Below are 16,519 nucleotides of genomic sequence, written 5' to 3'. Positions count from 1 at the left end.
TGACGTTCACCCGGACAGACGCCGGCCAGGCGGGCAGCGTATCCATCGTCATTTCCCGTCCGACGATCCCGATGTGCATTCCAGGTGAACTCTTGTCGTCCTGCGAAGAAACCGGCTCCGGAATCCGAGCGCCAGCAGGACGAGAAGCGAGACGGCGGCGATCGCACCGCCGATGCGCAGACCCGGGGGCCGGAACGAGCAACTGACCGTGGTCGCACCGCCGTCGAGCGGAACGGCCAGGAGGCCCAGATAGCGCTTGGCGGGAGCCGGTCTCGCGTCACCCGCGGCGCAGCTCCAGCCGGAGATCCGCGGCACGGCGATGACGGCGGTTCCGGTGCTGCCGGGCGGGAGTTCGGCTGTGAGGCCGTGTCCGGAGACGTGCACGGCGGTGGCTCCGGTCGCGGTCAACTGCCGTACGGCTGTCTCCAGTCGTTCCTGGACGAGACAGCCGACGGGCTGCCGGGGCAGCTTCAGGGCCCCTCGGTCGCTGCGCAGTTCGATCCGTACGGCGCCGGATTCCGGGACGGTGCCGAGCGGCTGCATGGGGCCGAGGACTGACGGCAGTTTGCCGACGAAGGACACGGGCCGCTGTCCGTTCAGGGTGGCGGTGCCCTGGAGTTGGGGCGCCCAGAACCAGACGCGTGCGTTCGCGGGGCAGGTGGCGGTCAGCGTGGCGGTGTCCTTCGGCCCGTCCGTACGCCGGACCTGGGCCGGCGTGTCGTACACCTTCGAGCCGAGGAGCAGTTCCTGGTTGGCGAAGGCGGATTCGCCGAAGCGGGCCCCCGGGGCGGGAAGCCGGACGTCCGGTCGGACGGTGACGAGCGGGGGGACGGGCGTGTCGGTGGCGGTGATGACGGCCTCGGGCAGCTCGTCCGTCCGCAGGGGCGCGGTGGGTTCGGACCGCATCCGGGTGCCGATCGAGAAGATCGCGTCGGTCACCGGGTTGTCCAGGCTGACCGGGTGCCGGCCCTTGGCGTAGTAGCCGAAGCCGAGGGAGGAGAGCGTGCGGGAGTAGACGTCCGAGCTGAGGCTGGAGTAGTACTCGCCGCCTTGCCCGCCGACCAGCAGGACGTCGTTCCCGCCGGGCACCTCGCCGGGGTCCGTGCGGTGGCGGGGCCAGGCGTCCTTCGCCTCGACGGTGCGGGCCATGTCCTCCTGCCAGGGCCCGACCCGGGGGGACCAGTGGACCTGGGCCAGCTGCTGCTCTGCGATCCTGCCGCCGGTGATCGCGGTCTCACCGATCTGCGTCAGGACGAGGAGGGCGACGGCCACGGCGGGCATGGCCCGGGAGCCGGCCCCGTACCGCCGCGCGAGGACGACGGCAGCGGCGGCGAGCACGGCGAGGGCCAGCGCGACGGCGAAGGCGGGGTAGGTCCAGCGGTCGACGACGACGCTGTCCCGGACCGCGAACGCCATGGCCGCGAGCAGCCCCGTCGCGCCGAGGAGCGCGGGTGTCCGGGGCAGCCCTTGGGCGGTGGACAGCCAGCCCGCGATGACCAGCAGGCCGCAGAGCACGAATGCCTGACGGTACGGAATGCCGTTGGGTGAGGCGCCTGCGTGCCAGAGCAGATGGGTGGGCTCCCACTGCATCGAGAGCGTCACCAGGCAGATCGTGGCCACCCAGGCGATCCGGACGCGAGGGGCCACGGCGCTGTTGAACGGCAGGGTGAGGGCGAGCGCGAGCGCGGGGGTGCCGATGAACAGGGCGGGGCTCGCGACGCCCGCCGTGGCCGGGAGCAGTCGGGCGAAGACGTCCGTCCAGTCGACGGCGACGAACGTGACCTCGGGGGTGGGGTCCGCGACCCGGGTGGCCAGGAAGATCACCAGGACGATCGGAGCCGCGAGGCCGACGCCCAGGAGCACCGCCCGGGCGGAGCGCAGCAGCCCGGCGAGGCGGCCGCGTGCCGTACGTCCCGATCCCTCGGCCGTGAGCAGCCGGACGACGAGGACGACGGCCGCGCCGACGGTCGCCATGTACGCGGTGTAGAAGTTGGCGAACCAGGCCAGTGCCACGACCAGCGGGCCGAGCACGGGTCGGCGCCCGGTCCGGGCCCACTCCCCCACCAGGCACAGCAGCGGGAAGGCGAGCAGCCCGTCGAGCCACATCGGGACGGTGGCTCCGTGGTTCAGGGCCCATCCGCACAGCGCGTACGCCGTTCCCAGGACGGCGGCCACCGGCCAGGGGCCGCGGCGCAGCGTCAGGAGCAGCACTGCCATCGCCCCGCCGGCGGCGGTGATCTTGGCCGCGGTGATGACGTAGAGGGCGAGCTCCATCCGGTCGGCCGGGAACAGCACGACCATCAGGTCGAAGGGGCTGCTCAGATACGTGCCGAAGTCGCCGAGGAAGTTCGTTCCGAAGCCCGCGCTCCAGTTCAGGAAGAGATCGCCGTCGGCGTCGCCGAGCAGGAGTCGCCGCCAGTAGGCGTGGTACGGGAGGTACTGCTGGCCGAGGTCGACGGTGTTGCGGGTCGTGGGCCCGAAGGGATGGGCGCCGGCCATCAGCCCGCCGAGGCAGAAGCCGAGACAGGTCAGCAGGGCGGCAGCGGCGGCGGCCCGCACACGGAGGCCGCGCCGGCCCGCGCGGATCAGCCGCGCCGTACGGGATCGGCCTCCGTCCGCGTCCGGCCCACCGGTACGACCGTCCTCGGTCCGCGCGCCCTCGCCCTGGTCGGGCACGGTCTCGGCAGCTGGGGGCACACGTCCTCCGGGGTGTTTCGTGCGGCGCGCGGATGCGGGAGGGCCCGGTGCTCATGCCGGTGGGGCTTCCCGTCACGGGCCGAGGCCCATTACCGCCGAGCAGGGCGTCCCGCATCCGATCAGCAGTCGATCTCCGGGCGCACCGCAGGTGAACACGGGGTGCCGTCGGGCAGGACCGGTCGGTTCGAAGCACCCGGCATCAGGACCGGCCGGTTCGAGGCACGCGGCATCAGGACCCGGTCGATTCGAAGCACCCCGCACCAGGACCCGGTCGGTTCGAAGTACCCACCACCGGGACCCGCCGGTTTGAAGTACCCCCATCAGGAACCCGCCGTTGCAAAGTACCCCGCACGCGCAATAGCCACCGTTTGCATTTATCCCGCGTCTGCAACTATTGTCGAAGCACGCAAGACCCCCCTGCAATCGTTTTGGAAGGTGCTTCGCCATGCCTCTCGCGCTCCTGGCCCTGGCCATCGGGGCCTTCGGGATCGGCACCACCGAGTTCGTGATCATGGGTGTGCTGCCCCAGGTCGCAGGCGACTTCGGTGTCACGATCCCCACCGCCGGCTGGCTGGTGACCGGCTACGCCCTCGGCGTCGTCTTCGGAGCCCCGCTCCTGACCGTGCTCGGCACCAAGGTGTCGCGCAAGAAGATGCTCCTCTTCCTGATGGGCCTCTTCGTCGTCGGCAACCTGCTGTCCGCCTTCGCCCCGTCGTTCGGCGTGATGCTGATCGGCCGGATCGTCGCCTCGCTGGCCCACGGCGCGTTCTTCGGCATCGGCTCGGTGGTGGCGGCCGGTCTGGTCGCCCCGGAGAAGAAGGCGTCGGCGATCTCGCTGATGTTCATGGGCCTGACCGTCGCCAACATCGTCGGCGTCCCGCTGGGCACGTACATCGGCCAGGCCGCGGGCTGGCGCGTCACCTTCACCCTCGTCGCCGCCCTCGGGGTCATCGGACTCCTCGGCGTGGCCAAGCTGGTGCCGGAGGCGGGCAGGGCCGAGAGCGCGAACGTCCGTACCGAGTTCGCCGCCTTCAAGAACGTCCAGGTCTGGCTCGCCATGGCGATGACCGTCCTCGGATACGGCGGCGTGTTCGCGGCGATCACCTACATCACCCCGATGATGACCGAGGTCACCGGTTACACCGAAGGCGCCGTGACCTGGCTGCTCGTCCTCTTCGGCATCGGCATGTTCCTCGGCAACCTCGTCGGGGGCAGGTTCGCCGACCGCGCCCTGATGCCGCTGCTCTTCACGACCCTGGGCGCCCTCTCCCTGGCCCTGCTCGTCTTCACGGCGACCGCGCACAACAAGGTGCTCGCCGCGATCACCCTCACGCTGATCGGCGCGCTCGGCTTCGCCACGGTGCCCCCGCTGCAGAAGTGGGTCCTCGACCAGGCCACCGCCGCGCCCACCCTGGCCTCGGCCGCCAACATCGGCGCCTTCAACCTCGGCAACGCGCTCGCCGCCTGGCTCGGTGGCGTCGTGATCTCCGCCGGCCTCGGCTACACCGCCCCGAACTGGGTCGGCGCCCTGCTCTCGGCCACCGCCCTGCTGCTGGCCTTCCTGGCCGCGTTCCTCGACCGGCGCACCAAGGCCCGCTCCCGGGTCGTGGCGCAGGGCGCCGCACCGGCGGTGGCACCGGCAGTCGCCACGGCCGTCGGCCACTGACCCCCGTACACCTGGCTCCTCATCACCTCGTCACCACGAAGGAAGAACGCACCATGAGCACCACCACCCCCACCGCCGTCATCCCGCTGAGCACTCAGGACGCCGAGATCCTGCTCGACGCTGCCCGCCGCGCGGCCGAGGACGCCGGAGTGACCGTCAGCGTCACCGTCCTGGACGCGGGCGGCCACCTGCTGGCCTTCCGCCGGGACGACCGCGCCGTGCTCGTCTCCGGCGAGACCAGCACCCGCAAGGCGTACACCGCGCTGCAGCTGAACGCCCCCACCGCCGACCTCGTCGACCTGGTGAAGCCCGACGGTCCGTTCCACAGCCTCACCACGGCGCTGGACCGCCCGCTCCTCTTCATCGCCGGCGGACTCCCGGTCCACCGCGACGGTCGCCTCATCGGCGCCATCGGGGTCGGCGGCGGCGCCCCGGAGCAGGACCACGGCTTCGCCACGACGGCACTCACGGCGCTCGCCTGAGCCCGGCAGAGGCTCGGGCACCGGCCTGAACCACCGGTGCCCGCCTGTCCGAAGGCCCTGGTCAGAGACCGGGGCCTTCGTCGTCGGCGAGAGGCGTCCAGGAGGCGGGCGGGGAGCGTCGGTCACCGGGACGAGACCGTCTACGCCATCGCGGCGCCCGTTCCCCCGTCCGCCTAGCCGCGGCCGGGTGATTCCCGGTTTCTCGGGGTTAGGGACGGGCGCCGGGGTCAGCCCAGGGCGAGCCAGCGGATGCCGAGCCGTTCGACCTGTGCGGTCTCCGCTTCGTTCAGCGGCTCCCGACCGGTGGCCTTGCGCAGGAAACGAGTCCGGCTCCACCCCAGCTCGTCGGTGGCCGTGGCGTGTTCCGTGCCGAGGAGCAGCTCCGTCACGGCGTCGCCGGCGGCCGAGGTCAGCCAGGGCTTGCGTCCGAGTGCGTCGGCGAGGTCGAGACCGTGGACGGCGACCTCGACCACGCGGGTGAGGAGGAAGTCCGACAAGAGCATGGCGTCGCCATGACGCGTTCGCACGGTCCGTCCGGCCTGCTGGACCCGGCACAGCTGGTCGACCCGCTGCCAGGTCGCGGCGAAGTCCTGGGCGAAGGCGGCGCCGTCGGCGGACCTCGCGGCACGGTCCTTGGCCAGTGTGATCCGACTTTCGTTGGTCCGAGGTGAGAAGCGGTCGTCCGGGCGGTAGTACTCCGCTGCCGAGATCTCCGGCTCATCGGGTGCCGCGGCGTCCAGCATGCCTGGTAGCCAGTCGATCACCACGCATACGTGCCCGAGGAGGTCGAGCACGCTCCAGGGAGTGCAGCGTGTCGGAAGGTCCCACTCGGCCGGGGACAGTTCTGACATGGCATCGGTCAGGGCCCCGGCTTCCTGGCGGAAGGCTTCGAGCACTCGGTCCTGATTCACGCTGGTGTCGTTTCCCATCATCGTCGGACAAGGTCGTTCGGTGTTCCGCTAGCAGCTCTCCACGTCTTCCGGCCGCTCTGCGCGGAGCATGGAGTAGATCACCGAGTCGTTCCACTGTCCGCCGCGCCATACAGCGGAGCGCAGGACGCCTTCCCTGACGAAGCCGGCCTTCTCGAGGGCCCGCTGCTCGGCGAGGTTGGCCACGTCCGTCCACGCCTGGATCCGGTCGGCCCTGGTGTGTTCGAACAGATAGTCCGCCAGGAGCCGCTGGGCCCGGGTGCCTATGCCCCGGCCGCGGGCGGAGGGCACCAGGCCGATGGCAAGGCTCCAGTTGGTCAGGTCCGCGGGCCCCCAGGTGCCGGGGAACCACTTGACCCGGCCCACCGTCACGTCGCCCTCGACGACGGAGAACAGCCCGCCGTCGGGGCCGAGGAGGCCGTTCTCCGCGAAGCGGCGGCGCAGGTCGGCCGTCGACTGGTGGCCGAACCACTGGTGGACGCCCCAGCCCTCCGGCCCAGTGAACTCCTGCTCCCACACGTCGAGGTCGTCGGCGGTGACGGGGCGCAGCGTGATCTTGTCCGGCACGGAACGGCTCCTGATCCTCCCGGGCCGAGCGGTTCGATTCCGCACGGCCGCGACGGGCAGCGTCTTGTGGACTTCTTCGACTGCCGACACGCGCTCCGGTGGGGTGCCGGTTGCGCCCACCCGGCGAAAGATCGTCAAGACGGCCGTCAGGGGTCAGCTGTGCGAGCTGATCTCCTTCGGCCGTAGAGGGCCGCGACTGCTCCCGTTCTCAAGGCCGCGGTGCCCAGGCGGGATCGGCGAGCGCCGGCTGGTCCGGTCCATGCCGGTCCTACGCGACCAGCAGCACGCCGCCCGTCGATCAGGCGCGATTGACGGGGAGGACGTCCGGGGAGAGGGCGGCGGCGTGTGCGGAGGCCGAAGTCATGCGGCGACGGTGGTGGCGCCGGCACAGGACCTCGTAGCCGACCTCTACAGGGCGGTTGACGTCGCCCACGACGACCTGTTCGCCCTCGACAACCATCTCCCCGTCGACGGTACGGGCGTTGTGGGTGGCACGTGCGCCGCACCAGCACAGCGCCTCGACCTGGAGCTGCTCTATGCGGTCCGCGAGTTCGATGAGGCGCTGCGAGCCCGGGAAGAGCTTCGTACGGAAGTCCGTCGTGATCCCGAAGGCGAAGACGTCCATGTCGAGGTCGTCCACGATCCGGGCCAACTGGTCGATCTGCCCTGATGCCAGGAACTGGGCCTCGTCGACGATCACGTAGTCCGCTCGCCCACCCTGGGACAGCTCACCGACCACGTACGCGTACAGGTCCATGGCGTCGGTCACCTCGACCGCGTCGGTCACCAGGCCCAGGCGGGAGGAGAGCTTGCCCTCGCCGGCGCGGTCCTGGCGGGTGAAGATCACGCTCTGCAGGCCGCGGGCCGAGCGGTTGTGGGTGATCTGCAGCGCCAGCGTGCTCTTCCCACAGTCCATGGTTCCTGAGAAAAAGACCAGCTCGGACATCAGGAGGAGGTGACCTTTCGGGTCGTCGGGCGAGCAGCGCCGCATGGCGGGTTCCCCAGCGAGAGGGTGCTCTTTCCCCCGTCCGTCGTTCCGGAGGAGAACACCGACTCGGGCATGGCGGGTCGAGGACCTTTCAGGGCGTGGGGGAAGGGGTGGGCGGGGTGGTCAGGAACGGACTTCGAGGAGCGGCACCAGCTGCTCCGCGGGGGTCATCGATCCGTGCATGCCGACCATCGCCGACTCGTGGGGTTCGTTGACGGAGGCGGTGATGACGACATCGTCGTGGGCCGCCGCGACGACATCGCCGATCCGGCCGTACACGCGCTCGTCGACCTCGTCGCCGAACCAGCCGAGCGCGATGGCCTCGTCCCGGCTCGCCACCCAGAACTGCTCGCCGAGCACCTCGCGCCAGCACGTCATCACATCGGCCTCGGCTCCCGGCACCGCGTAGACATGGCGGGCGCGGCCCTCGCCGCCGAGGAGGGCGACTCCGGCGCGCAGCTCCCAGTCCTCGTCGAAGTCGATCCGGTGCTGGTCGTCGAAGGGGACGTCGACCATGCCGTGGTCTGCCGTGACGTACAGGGCCGAGCGGGGCGGCAGCTGCTCGGCGAGGCGCTGGACGAGCCGGTCGACGAACATCAGCTGACCGCGCCAGGCGTCGGAGTCGATACCGAAGCGGTGTCCGGCCCCGTCGAGCTCGCTGTAGTACGTGTAGACGAGCGAGCGGTCGCCGCCGGCGAGCTGCTCGGCGGCGAAGTCCATCCGCTCCTCGCCGGAGAGCCGGCCGTGGAACGCTCCGCCGCTCAGCGCGATCTTGGTGAGCGGGGTGTCCTGGAAGATCGGCGACGAGACCTGGGCGGTGTGGATCCCGGCCTCGTGGGCGAGCTGGAAGACGGTGGGGTACGGCTGCCAGACGCGCGGCGAGGTCCACGGCTTCCAGCGGAGCTGGTTCATGAGCTCGCCGGTCTCGGGGTTGCGGACGGTGTAGCCGGGCAGGCCGTGCGTGCCGGGGAACCGACCCGTGCCGACCGAGGCGAGCGAGGTCGCGGTGGTGGCGGGGAAGCCCGCGGTGATGGGCCGTCCCGTGCCGCCGCGGGAGCCGCCGAGAAGCGAGGTGAGGTACGGGGCCTCGTCCGGGTGGGCCTTGATCTGCTCCCAGCCGAGCCCGTCGATCAGGAAGACGCAGTTCCGGTCGGCCGGGGTGAGCTCGGCGATCCGGGCGTCGCAACCGGGCACGCCCTGTCCGGCGACGAGCGTCGGAAGGAGGTCGCCCAGCGAGCCGGTGCCGTACTCGGGCAGGGGCGCCGTGGCGAGGTCGAGCGGAACGGGGTCGTCCGGCCAGCCGGAGGTGACGGCGGTGGGCTGGACCATCAGCGCGTCGCCGCGGTGGCTTCGGAGAGCGACTGGGCGAAGGCGAGGGTCTGGCGGACCGTGTCCGGACCGTCGCCGGCGTCGCTGACACGCAGGCTGAGGTCGTCGGCGGTGGCGTTGCCGGTGTAGCCGTGATCGGCGTCGCAGTTCGGGTCGCCGCAGGCGGCCGGCTCCAGGTCGATCCGCGAGACGGCGCCCCAGCCGATGGTGAGGACGACCTCACGGGGCAGGGTGCCGGGGGTGTACGACTCCGGGTTGGCGACGACGCGGCTCACGACGACCGAGGAGATCCGGTCGAGCTTGACCGACTCCGTGGAGGTGGTGGCGTACGGCGTCGGGGAACTCGTGTCGGCGTTCTGCTCGTCGGTGTGGCTGACGATGAAGCGGTTGGCCGTCAGGACGAGGACCGTGACGTGGCGACGGACCTCGTTGGAGTCGAAGGTGGTCTCCTGGTGCACCAGGTACGACGCGATCGCCTCGCCACCGACGGCGGCCTCCACCGCCTCGGCCACGAGGGCCGGGTAGTAGCCGCTGCGCTCGATCGCCGCGCGCAGCCCCTGGGTCGTCGTACCGGTCTTCGCCATGGACTCCATCCTAATCCGTCGGAAGGGGCGCTCCGGGCCGCTCCGCGGCGGCCGCTCGGCGGGTCGCTCAGTAGCTGGGGAGACGGCGCGGACCGAGGTCCGTGCGGGGCGGGGGCGGGGCGAGACGGACGGTGGCGCCGAGCACGGACAGGCCGTGCGCGGCGACGACGACGGGCTCCAGGGCGATCGCGACGACCTCGGGATGGTCGTCGACGAGCCGGGAGACCCTCAGCAGCAGCTCCTCCAGAGCAGGGGTGTCGACGGGAGCGGAACCACGCCAGCCGAACAGGAGCGGGGCGGTGCGGATGGATCGTACGAGCTCGGCGGCGTCTCGTTCGGTCGCCGGGACGAGCCGGTGGGACATGTCGCCGAGCAGCTCGGAGGCGGCTCCGGCGAGTCCGAAGGAGAGCACGGCGCCGACGGCCGGGTCGATCGCTGAGCGCACGACGGTGTCCACGCCCCGCGGCACCATGGCCTGGACGACCGGCTGGAGCTCGGCGGGCTTGCCGAGGACCTCGGTCATTTCGGCGTACGCGGTCCGGAGTTGCTCCTCGGTGGCCAGATCGAGGCGTACGCCTCCGAGGTCGGGGCGGTGGCGCAGGTGGGGGGCGGTCGTCTTCAGCGCCACGGGGTAGCCGAGCCGGGCGGCGGCCAGGACGGCGTCGTCGGGGGTCGGCGCGGGGAGAGTGGGCAGCACGGCGATGCCGTACCGGCCGAGCAGCTCGCCGGCCGCGTCGGCGTCGAGGGTCACGCCCCGGGCGTCCACGTCTCCGCCGAGCACGCGCTCGATCTGCGCGGCGGCCCCGCCCTCGTCGATGTCCTCGAACTCGGGCACGCGCCCGGGCTCGGCGGCCTGCCGCCGCCACTCCCCGTACCGCACCGCCTCGGCCAGTGCCCGCACGGCCCGCTCGGCGGCGGGATAGGCGGGGATGGCTCCGGGCCGCGGCGCCTCGTCCCGACCGGCGCCGTCGCTCTCACCGGCGTCCCGCCCGGGCAGAGGCCGCGGACCCCCCACGGCGGGATTCGGCGTGGCAGCCCCGGACGGACCCCCTACAGCGGGAGTCGGCGCGGCAGCCCCGGACGAGCCCCCGGCGGCGGGGGTCGGCCTGGCGTACGCGGGCCGGCCGGCGGGTGCGCCGCCTTGCCCGAGCGTGCTCGTCGGCACGGTGCCGCGCGCAGGCCGGCGATCGGCGGCAGAGCCCGGCGGGGTGCCGGTCGGAGGAGTCTCCGGCACGGCGCTTCCCGCCGGCGGCGTCTGCGTCCGGGCCGTCGCGGGTGTCCCGTGCAGGGTTCCCGCCGACGGGCCGTGCGCGGCGCCTGGGTCGGTCGTGGCACCCGCCAGGGAGCCGGTGGCCCCCGCCGCGCCCCTCCGGGGGGTCGGTCGGGTGCTGGTCGCGACGGCGAGGGCTTCCGCGAGGCCGCCCATCTCCACATGGACGACGACCACAGGCTTCGGCGGGTTCGGGGCCGAGGCGACGGCGTCGCGGAGCGAGGCAGCGAGGACCTCGCCGTCGCCCGACTCGACGGCGCCGTTCTCGCCGACCCAGGGGATCGCCGTCACCACGACCGCGTCACAGGCGTCGTCCACGAGCGCCGCCGCCAGCGCGTCGCGGAAGTCGGCCGGGGTCGCCGCCGTCGTCAGGTCGACCGGGCGCTGCGGACGCAGTCCCTCCGTCAGACAGGCGTCGTACGTCAGCAGCCCGAGCGACTCGGAGTTGCCGAGGATCGCCACCCGGGGCCCGGTCGGCAGCGGCTGGCCGGCGAGGAGCAGGCCCGCGTCGACGAGTTCGGTGACCGTGTCGACGCGGATGACCCCGGCCTGCCGGAGCAGCGCGGAGACGGTGGCGTGCCCGATGCGCGTGACCGGCACCCGGTGTCCCGGCGGCGCGCTCCCGCTGTGCCGCGCGCCCTTGACCACGACCACCGGCTTGACCGCCGCCGTCCGCCGGGCCAGCCGGGTGAACTTCCGCGGGTTCCCGATCGATTCCAGGTACAGCAGGACGACGTCGGTCGCGGGGTCGTCGTACCAGTGCTGGAGGAAGTCGTTGCCCGAGACGTCCGCCCGGTTGCCCGCGGAGATGAAGGAGGAGAGGCCGGCGCCCCGCCGGTGGAGTCCGGCGAGCAGCGCGATGCCGATCGCGCCGGACTGGGTGAAGAGCCCGATCCGCCCGGCGGCCGGCATCTGCGGCGCGAGCGAGGCGTTCAGCCGGACGTCGGCCGAGGTGTTGATGATGCCGAACGCGTTGGGTCCGATGATCCGCATCCCGTACGAGCGGGCCTGCCGTACCAGTTCACGCTGCCGCTCCCGCCCTTCCGTGCCGCTCTCCGCGTACCCCGCCGAGAGTACGACCAGGCCCTGCACCCCGTGCTCGCCGCAGTCGGCGACCGCCTCGGGCACCCGCTCGGCGGGCACGGCCACGATCGCCAGGTCGACCGGTTCGCCGATGTCCCCGACGGAGCGGAAGGCCGGCACCCCGTCGAGCGTGGCGGCCCCGTCCCCGAGGGCACGGTTCACGGCGTACGCACGGCCGGTGAACCCGGAGTCCAGCAGGTTGCGCAGGACCGTCCGGCCCACCCCTCCCGGCGCGCGCCCGGCCCCGATGACGGCGACCGAGCCGGGGGTGAGGAGACGCTGCACCGAGCGCGCCTCGGCCCGCTGTTCCCGGGCGCGCTGCACGGCCAGCGAGCGGTCGGTGGGCTCCAGGTCGAGGTGCAGCCGTACGGCACCGTCCTCGAAGCTGCGCTTCTGGGTGTACCCGGCGTCCGTGAAGACCTTGATCATCTTGGAGTTGGCGGGCAGCACCTCAGCCGCGAACCGTCTGATGTCCCGCTCCCGCGCCACCGCCGCGATGTGTTCGAGCAGTGCGGAGGCCACGCCCCGCCCCTGGTGCGCGTCCTGGACCAGGAAGGCGACCTCGGCCTCGTCGGCGGGGGCGCTGGCCGGCAGCCCCTGGGCGTTGATGCGGTCGTACCGGACGGTGGCGATGAACTCCCCGCCGACGGTCGCCGCGAGACCGACCCTGTCCACGAAGTCGTGATGCGTGAACCGGTGCACGTCCTTGGCGGAGAGCCTCGGGTAGGGCGCGAAGAAGCGGTAGTACTTCGACTCGTCCGAGACCTGCTCGTAGAAGCTGACCAGCCGGTCCGCGTCGTCGGCGGTGATGGGCCTGATGCGCGCGGTGCCGCCGTCACGGAGGACCACATCCGCTTCCCAGTGGTCGGGGTAGGCGTGTTCCGGTTGTTCCGGCTGTTCCGACGCGCTCTGCATGGGGCAAGCGTACGGCCGGGGTACGCCGGTGGCACCGGTCGCGCGGCGTCTGCGTGCCATGCAAGGTAGGGAGGACCGATCGGCCCTGGAACAGGGGGCGAAGGTCGGCCACGAGCATCCCGCCACCCGTGAGAGACTGGTCTAGACAACCCGCTTGAGACTTGAAGGGCAACACCATGGCTGAGCGCCGCGTCAACGTCGGCTGGGCCGAGGGCCTGCACGCCCGCCCCGCCTCCATCTTCGTCCGTGCCGCCACGGCCTCCGGCGTCCCCGTGACGATCGCCAAGGCCGAGGGCAACCCGGTGAACGCCGCGTCGATGCTCGCGGTGCTCGGCCTGGGCGCGCAGGGCGGCGAGGAGATCGTGCTCGCTTCGGACGCCGATGGCGCCGAGGCCGCTCTGGACCGTCTGGCGAAGCTGGTTGCCGAGGGACTCGAGGAGCTCCCCGAGACCGTCTGACCGAATTCCGATGGAGCCGCACACGCCGAAATGACGGCGAGTGCGGCTCCATTGTTTTCCGCAGCCGGCCCGACCGCCGACTTTCCGGAATTCGAGGCAGCACAAAGAAAGCCCCGAGAATTCCTATTCTTTGTATACGGCCCGCGTGTTAATTCCGGGCGCTCGCGGTGTTTACGACGTGTTGCGAAGCCCTCACACGCCCGCGTTCCTGCCGCTTCAGCCGGTGCTGCGTCAGCGAACGCTCGGCGTGCAGCGCGGTCAGCGCGCGGGCCCGTTCGGCGTCGCCGCGCGCCACCGCGTCGACGATCGCCCCGTGCTCGGCCCACGCCTCGACGGGCTGGGCGGTGGGCTCGACCGCGTACATCCAGGCGATCTTGTGCCGCAGCTGGGTGAGCAGCGCCGTGAGCGCCGGGCTGCCGGACGCCTGCGCCAGCGTCTCGTGGAACCAGGCGCCGAGCGAGCGCAGATCCTCGCCCTGGCCGCGCCTGGCCCGTTCCTGCCCCAGCCTGACCAGGCCACGCAGCACCTTGAGGTGGGCGTCGGTGCGGCGCTGGGCGGCTCGGGCGGCGCCCAGCGGTTCGAGCAGTGCCCTGACGTCCAGCAGGTCGGCCGCCTCCTGCTCGGTGGGTTCGGCGACATGGGCGCCCGCGTGGCGGCGGCTGATCACGAAGCCCTCGGACTCCAGGGTGCGCAGCGCCTCACGGACGGGGACACGGGAGACTCCGTAACGGCGGGCCAGCTGCTCCTCGGTCAGACGACTGCCGCACGGGAGGACCCCGGACACGATGTCGTCCCGAATCGCCGTGCATACCGACTGCGCGGGAATGCGCATCTTCGACCTCCGCCTTGATCCGCGCGAAACCGGTTCGTCGGCGACTCTATTGCAGAGGTGCGGAATTTCCGAAGGAGATCCGGGAAGATGGATATCTTTTGGCCAGCAAAAAGCCCCGGCTCAGGACGAGCCGGGGCTTTTCTGACGCCTGCTTCGCGAGCAGCGGTCAGACGTTCACGCCGCGGGCGCGGAGGTACGCGACCGGGTTGATGTCGGAGCCGTACTCGGCGGTGGTGCGCGCCTCGAAGTGGAGGTGCGGGCCGGTCGAGTTGCCGGTCGAGCCCGAGAGGCCTATCTGCTGGCCCGGGGTGACGGACTGGCCGACCGAGACACCGATGGACGACAGGTGACCGTACTGGGTGTACGTGCCGTCGTTCATCCGGATGACGATGTTGTTGCCGTACGCGCCACCCCAGCCGGCCTCGACGACTGTGCCGGAGCCGACGGAGACGACTCGGCTGCCCGAGGCGGCCCGGAAGTCGACGCCGGAGTGGCTGCCGGAGGACCAGAGCGCGCCACCGGCCTGGTAGCTGGTGGTCACGTACGAACCGGCGACGGGAAGCTGGAAGGAGTTCAGGCGCTTGCGCTCGGCCTCGCGGGCGGCGCGCTCCTTGGCCTCGCGGACCTCCTTGGCGCGGGCCTCGGCCTTGCGCTTCGCCTCGGCCTTCGCCCGGGCCTCGGCCTTGGCCCGCTCGACGGCCTCGGCGGCCTCGCGCTCCTGGGCGGCGGCCTGGGCGTCGATCGTGGCGGCGAGGGAGTCCGCCGCGACGATCTGGGTCAGGCCGGTGTCCTCGAAGGAGGGGGCGTCCGCGTCGGCGGCGAGCGCCGGGGAGGCGAGGGTTCCGATGACGCCGGTGGTGGCGATGGTCGCGATGCCGGCGATGCCCGCGCTACGGCGCGCCATACGGCTCGGACCACGATGCTTCCCGGTGGCACGGGTGAACGCCATGTAGTGGCTGATCCTTTCCTTCCTTCTCGCCTACCGGGTTAGCTGACGGGTTCGGAGCAGGAAGGTCTCCTACGGGCCCCTCCGCACGGGTGCGAAGGCGTCCGATTCACCCCAGGGACTTCGTATGGGTCCCCGGCTCCCCAGGCTCGCGCCTGACGGGGACTCGGCGATGACTGTCCGATGCCACGGGCTCGCGGCGGGTGCAACTGGCGAACAGCCGGACCGACGCTAAGCGGACCGTCTTTCAATCAGCAAACAGACACGCCCGTTTGTAAGACATGCCACAGGGCATACACCCACGCTCGCCCTCAATCCGGACAAAGGGGAGGACCCCGCCATACGGTGATGACGGGGTCCTCGATGTGGCGCGCGGCCGACTCGATCAGCCGGTGACGACGGTCACTTCGCCGATACCGAGAGCACGCACCGGCTCCTCGATCTGCGCCGCGTCACCGACGAGCACGGTGACAAGTCGGTCCACCGGGAAGGCGTTCACGACCGCGGCGGTCGCCTCCACCGTGCCGGTCTCGGCCAGTCGCGCGTACAACTGCGCCTGGAAGTCGTCCGGAAGGTGCTGCTCGACCTGGTCGGCGAGCGTCCCGGCGACGGAGGCGGCCGTCTCGTACTTCAGCGGCGCCACACCCACCAGGTTCTGCACGGCCACGTCGCGCTCGGCGTCCGTCAACCCCTCGGCGGCGAGGGTGCGCAGCACCTTCCACAGGTCGTCAAGTGCCGGACCGGTGTTGGGGGTGTCGACGGAACCGCTGATGGCGAGCATCGAGGCGCCGTGCCCCTGGCCGTCGGAGCGCAGCACCTGGCCGAAGGCACGGACGCCGTAGGTGTAGCCCTTCTCCTCGCGCAGGACGCGGTCCAGGCGGGAGGTGAGGGTGCCACCGAGGCAGTATGTGCCGAGGACCTGGGCCGGCCAGACACGGTCGTGCCGGTCGGCGCCGACGCGCCCGATGAGCAGCTGTGTCTGGACGGCACCCGGCCGGTCCACGATGACCACCCGGCCGGTGTCGTCGGCCGTGATCGGCGGGACGGGGCGCGGCTCGGCCTCGTTCCCCGTCCACGCGCCCAGCGACTCGGCGAGGACCTTGTCCAGGTCCACGTCGGTCAGGTCGCCGACGACGACGGCCGTGGCCGTGGAGGGCCGCATGTACGCCTCGAAGAAGGCACGGACGGCCGTGGCGTCGATCGCCGCCACCGTCTCCTCGGTCCCCTGGCGCGGCCGCGACATGCGCGACGTGGCCGGGAAAAGCTCCTTGGAGAGCTGCTTGGCCGCCCGGCGGGCCGGGTTGGCCGTCTCGTGCGGGATCTCGTCGAGCCGGTTGCGCACCAGGCGCTCGACCTCGGTGTCGAGGAAGGCGGGCGCGATCAGCGCCTCGGCGAGCAGGCCGAGCGCCTTGGGCAGCCGGGAGACGGGGACCTCCAGGGAGACCCGTACGCCCGGGTGGTCGGCGTGTGCGTCGAGCGTGGCGCCGCAGCGCTCCAGCTCGGCGGCGAACTCCTCGGCGGAGTGCTTGTCCGTGCCCTCGGAGAGGGCGCGGGCCATGATCGTGGCCACGCCGTCCAGGCCCTCGGGCTCTGCGTCCAGCGGGGCGTCGAGGAAGATCTCGACGGCCACCACCTGCTGGCCGGGGCGGTGGCAGCGCAGCACCGTCAGACCGTTGTCCAGCGCTCCGCGGTCCGGGGCCGGGAAGGCCCAGGGCTTCGCGGTGCCGGCCTGCGGCTGCGGGTGGAACGTCATGCTCGTCAAAGACGCGGCAG

At 71.9% G+C, this 16,519-nt stretch carries 13 protein-coding genes and 1 riboswitch; of the genes, 3 read left to right on the top strand and 10 right to left on the bottom strand.

Going from position 1 to position 16,519, the window contains the following annotated elements; translation table 11 throughout:
• Window positions 1-48 precede the first annotated feature (48 nt).
• Window positions 49-2,697, bottom strand: coding sequence for a YfhO family protein (locus tag ACFQ7Q_RS09060; RefSeq protein WP_383551566.1), 2,649 nt, complete (start codon window positions 2,695-2,697; stop codon window positions 49-51).
• Between the two features lie 445 nt (window positions 2,698-3,142).
• Between ACFQ7Q_RS09060 and ACFQ7Q_RS09055 the strand changes: the two genes are divergently transcribed.
• Both ACFQ7Q_RS09055 and ACFQ7Q_RS09050 read left to right on the top strand, forming a co-directional pair.
• A complete protein-coding gene (locus ACFQ7Q_RS09055) occupies window positions 3,143-4,363 on the top strand; it encodes an MFS transporter (RefSeq protein ID WP_383551564.1) in 1,221 nt (406 codons plus the stop codon).
• Between the two features lie 53 nt (window positions 4,364-4,416).
• Window positions 4,417-4,845 carry a heme-binding protein gene (locus ACFQ7Q_RS09050; RefSeq protein WP_383551562.1) on the top strand — a complete coding sequence of 143 codons (429 nt, stop codon included), beginning with the start codon at window positions 4,417-4,419 and terminating at the stop codon, window positions 4,843-4,845.
• A gap of 227 nt (window positions 4,846-5,072) precedes the next feature.
• Here the strand turns inward: ACFQ7Q_RS09050 and ACFQ7Q_RS09045 are convergent, their stop codons facing one another.
• From ACFQ7Q_RS09045 to ACFQ7Q_RS09020, 6 genes are all read right to left on the bottom strand, one after another.
• Window positions 5,073-5,756, bottom strand: coding sequence for a maleylpyruvate isomerase N-terminal domain-containing protein (locus tag ACFQ7Q_RS09045; protein WP_383551560.1), 684 nt, complete (start codon window positions 5,754-5,756; stop codon window positions 5,073-5,075).
• Window positions 5,757-5,804: 48 nt separating this feature from the next.
• Window positions 5,805-6,341 carry a GNAT family N-acetyltransferase gene (locus tag ACFQ7Q_RS09040; RefSeq protein ID WP_383551558.1) on the bottom strand — a complete coding sequence of 179 codons (537 nt, stop codon included), beginning with the start codon at window positions 6,339-6,341 and terminating at the stop codon, window positions 5,805-5,807.
• A 298-nt stretch (window positions 6,342-6,639) separates the two neighbouring features.
• Complete coding sequence (locus tag ACFQ7Q_RS09035; RefSeq protein ID WP_383551556.1) at window positions 6,640-7,287, bottom strand: thymidine kinase; 648 nt, start codon at window positions 7,285-7,287, stop codon at window positions 6,640-6,642.
• A 165-nt stretch (window positions 7,288-7,452) separates the two neighbouring features.
• Entirely contained in the window at window positions 7,453-8,658 is a 1,206-nt protein-coding gene (locus ACFQ7Q_RS09030) for an alkaline phosphatase family protein (RefSeq protein WP_383551554.1), read from the bottom strand.
• On the bottom strand, window positions 8,658-9,242 hold the full coding sequence (locus tag ACFQ7Q_RS09025) for a DUF5998 family protein (RefSeq protein WP_329115009.1): 585 nt from the start codon (window positions 9,240-9,242) through the stop codon (window positions 8,658-8,660). The genes ACFQ7Q_RS09030 and ACFQ7Q_RS09025 overlap by 1 nt, the downstream gene beginning before the upstream one ends.
• A gap of 67 nt (window positions 9,243-9,309) precedes the next feature.
• Window positions 9,310-12,510 (bottom strand): GNAT family N-acetyltransferase, encoded by a 3,201-nt coding sequence (locus ACFQ7Q_RS09020; RefSeq protein WP_383551551.1) that lies wholly within the window; start codon window positions 12,508-12,510, stop codon window positions 9,310-9,312.
• 176 nt (window positions 12,511-12,686) lie between these two features.
• Here ACFQ7Q_RS09020 and ACFQ7Q_RS09015 point away from each other — a divergent pair, with 176 nt between their 5' ends.
• A complete protein-coding gene (locus ACFQ7Q_RS09015; protein WP_383551549.1) occupies window positions 12,687-12,968 on the top strand; it encodes an HPr family phosphocarrier protein in 282 nt (93 codons plus the stop codon).
• A gap of 148 nt (window positions 12,969-13,116) precedes the next feature.
• Here ACFQ7Q_RS09015 and ACFQ7Q_RS09010 read toward each other — a convergent pair whose 3' ends face one another.
• The 3 genes from ACFQ7Q_RS09010 to ACFQ7Q_RS09000 all read right to left on the bottom strand — a co-directional run bounded on the left by ACFQ7Q_RS09010 (window position 13,117) and on the right by ACFQ7Q_RS09000 (window position 16,499).
• Complete coding sequence (locus ACFQ7Q_RS09010) at window positions 13,117-13,800, bottom strand: GntR family transcriptional regulator (protein WP_383551547.1); 684 nt, start codon at window positions 13,798-13,800, stop codon at window positions 13,117-13,119.
• A gap of 166 nt (window positions 13,801-13,966) precedes the next feature.
• Window positions 13,967-14,749, bottom strand: coding sequence for a M23 family metallopeptidase (locus tag ACFQ7Q_RS09005; protein WP_383551545.1), 783 nt, complete (start codon window positions 14,747-14,749; stop codon window positions 13,967-13,969).
• Between the two features lie 12 nt (window positions 14,750-14,761).
• Window positions 14,762-14,928, bottom strand: a riboswitch (cyclic di-AMP (ydaO/yuaA leader).
• 203 nt (window positions 14,929-15,131) lie between these two features.
• Window positions 15,132-16,499: a M16 family metallopeptidase gene (locus tag ACFQ7Q_RS09000; RefSeq protein WP_383551641.1), complete on the bottom strand. Its 1,368-nt coding sequence runs from the start codon at window positions 16,497-16,499 to the stop codon at window positions 15,132-15,134.
• Between the last annotated feature and the right edge of the window lie 20 nt (window positions 16,500-16,519).

Source organism: Streptomyces sp. NPDC056527 (genome assembly GCF_042794475.1).
GTDB lineage: Bacteria > Actinomycetota > Actinomycetes > Streptomycetales > Streptomycetaceae > Streptomyces.
The sequence above is the reverse complement of the archived record's forward strand: the minus strand, read 5'-3'. Positions and strand labels throughout refer to the sequence as shown.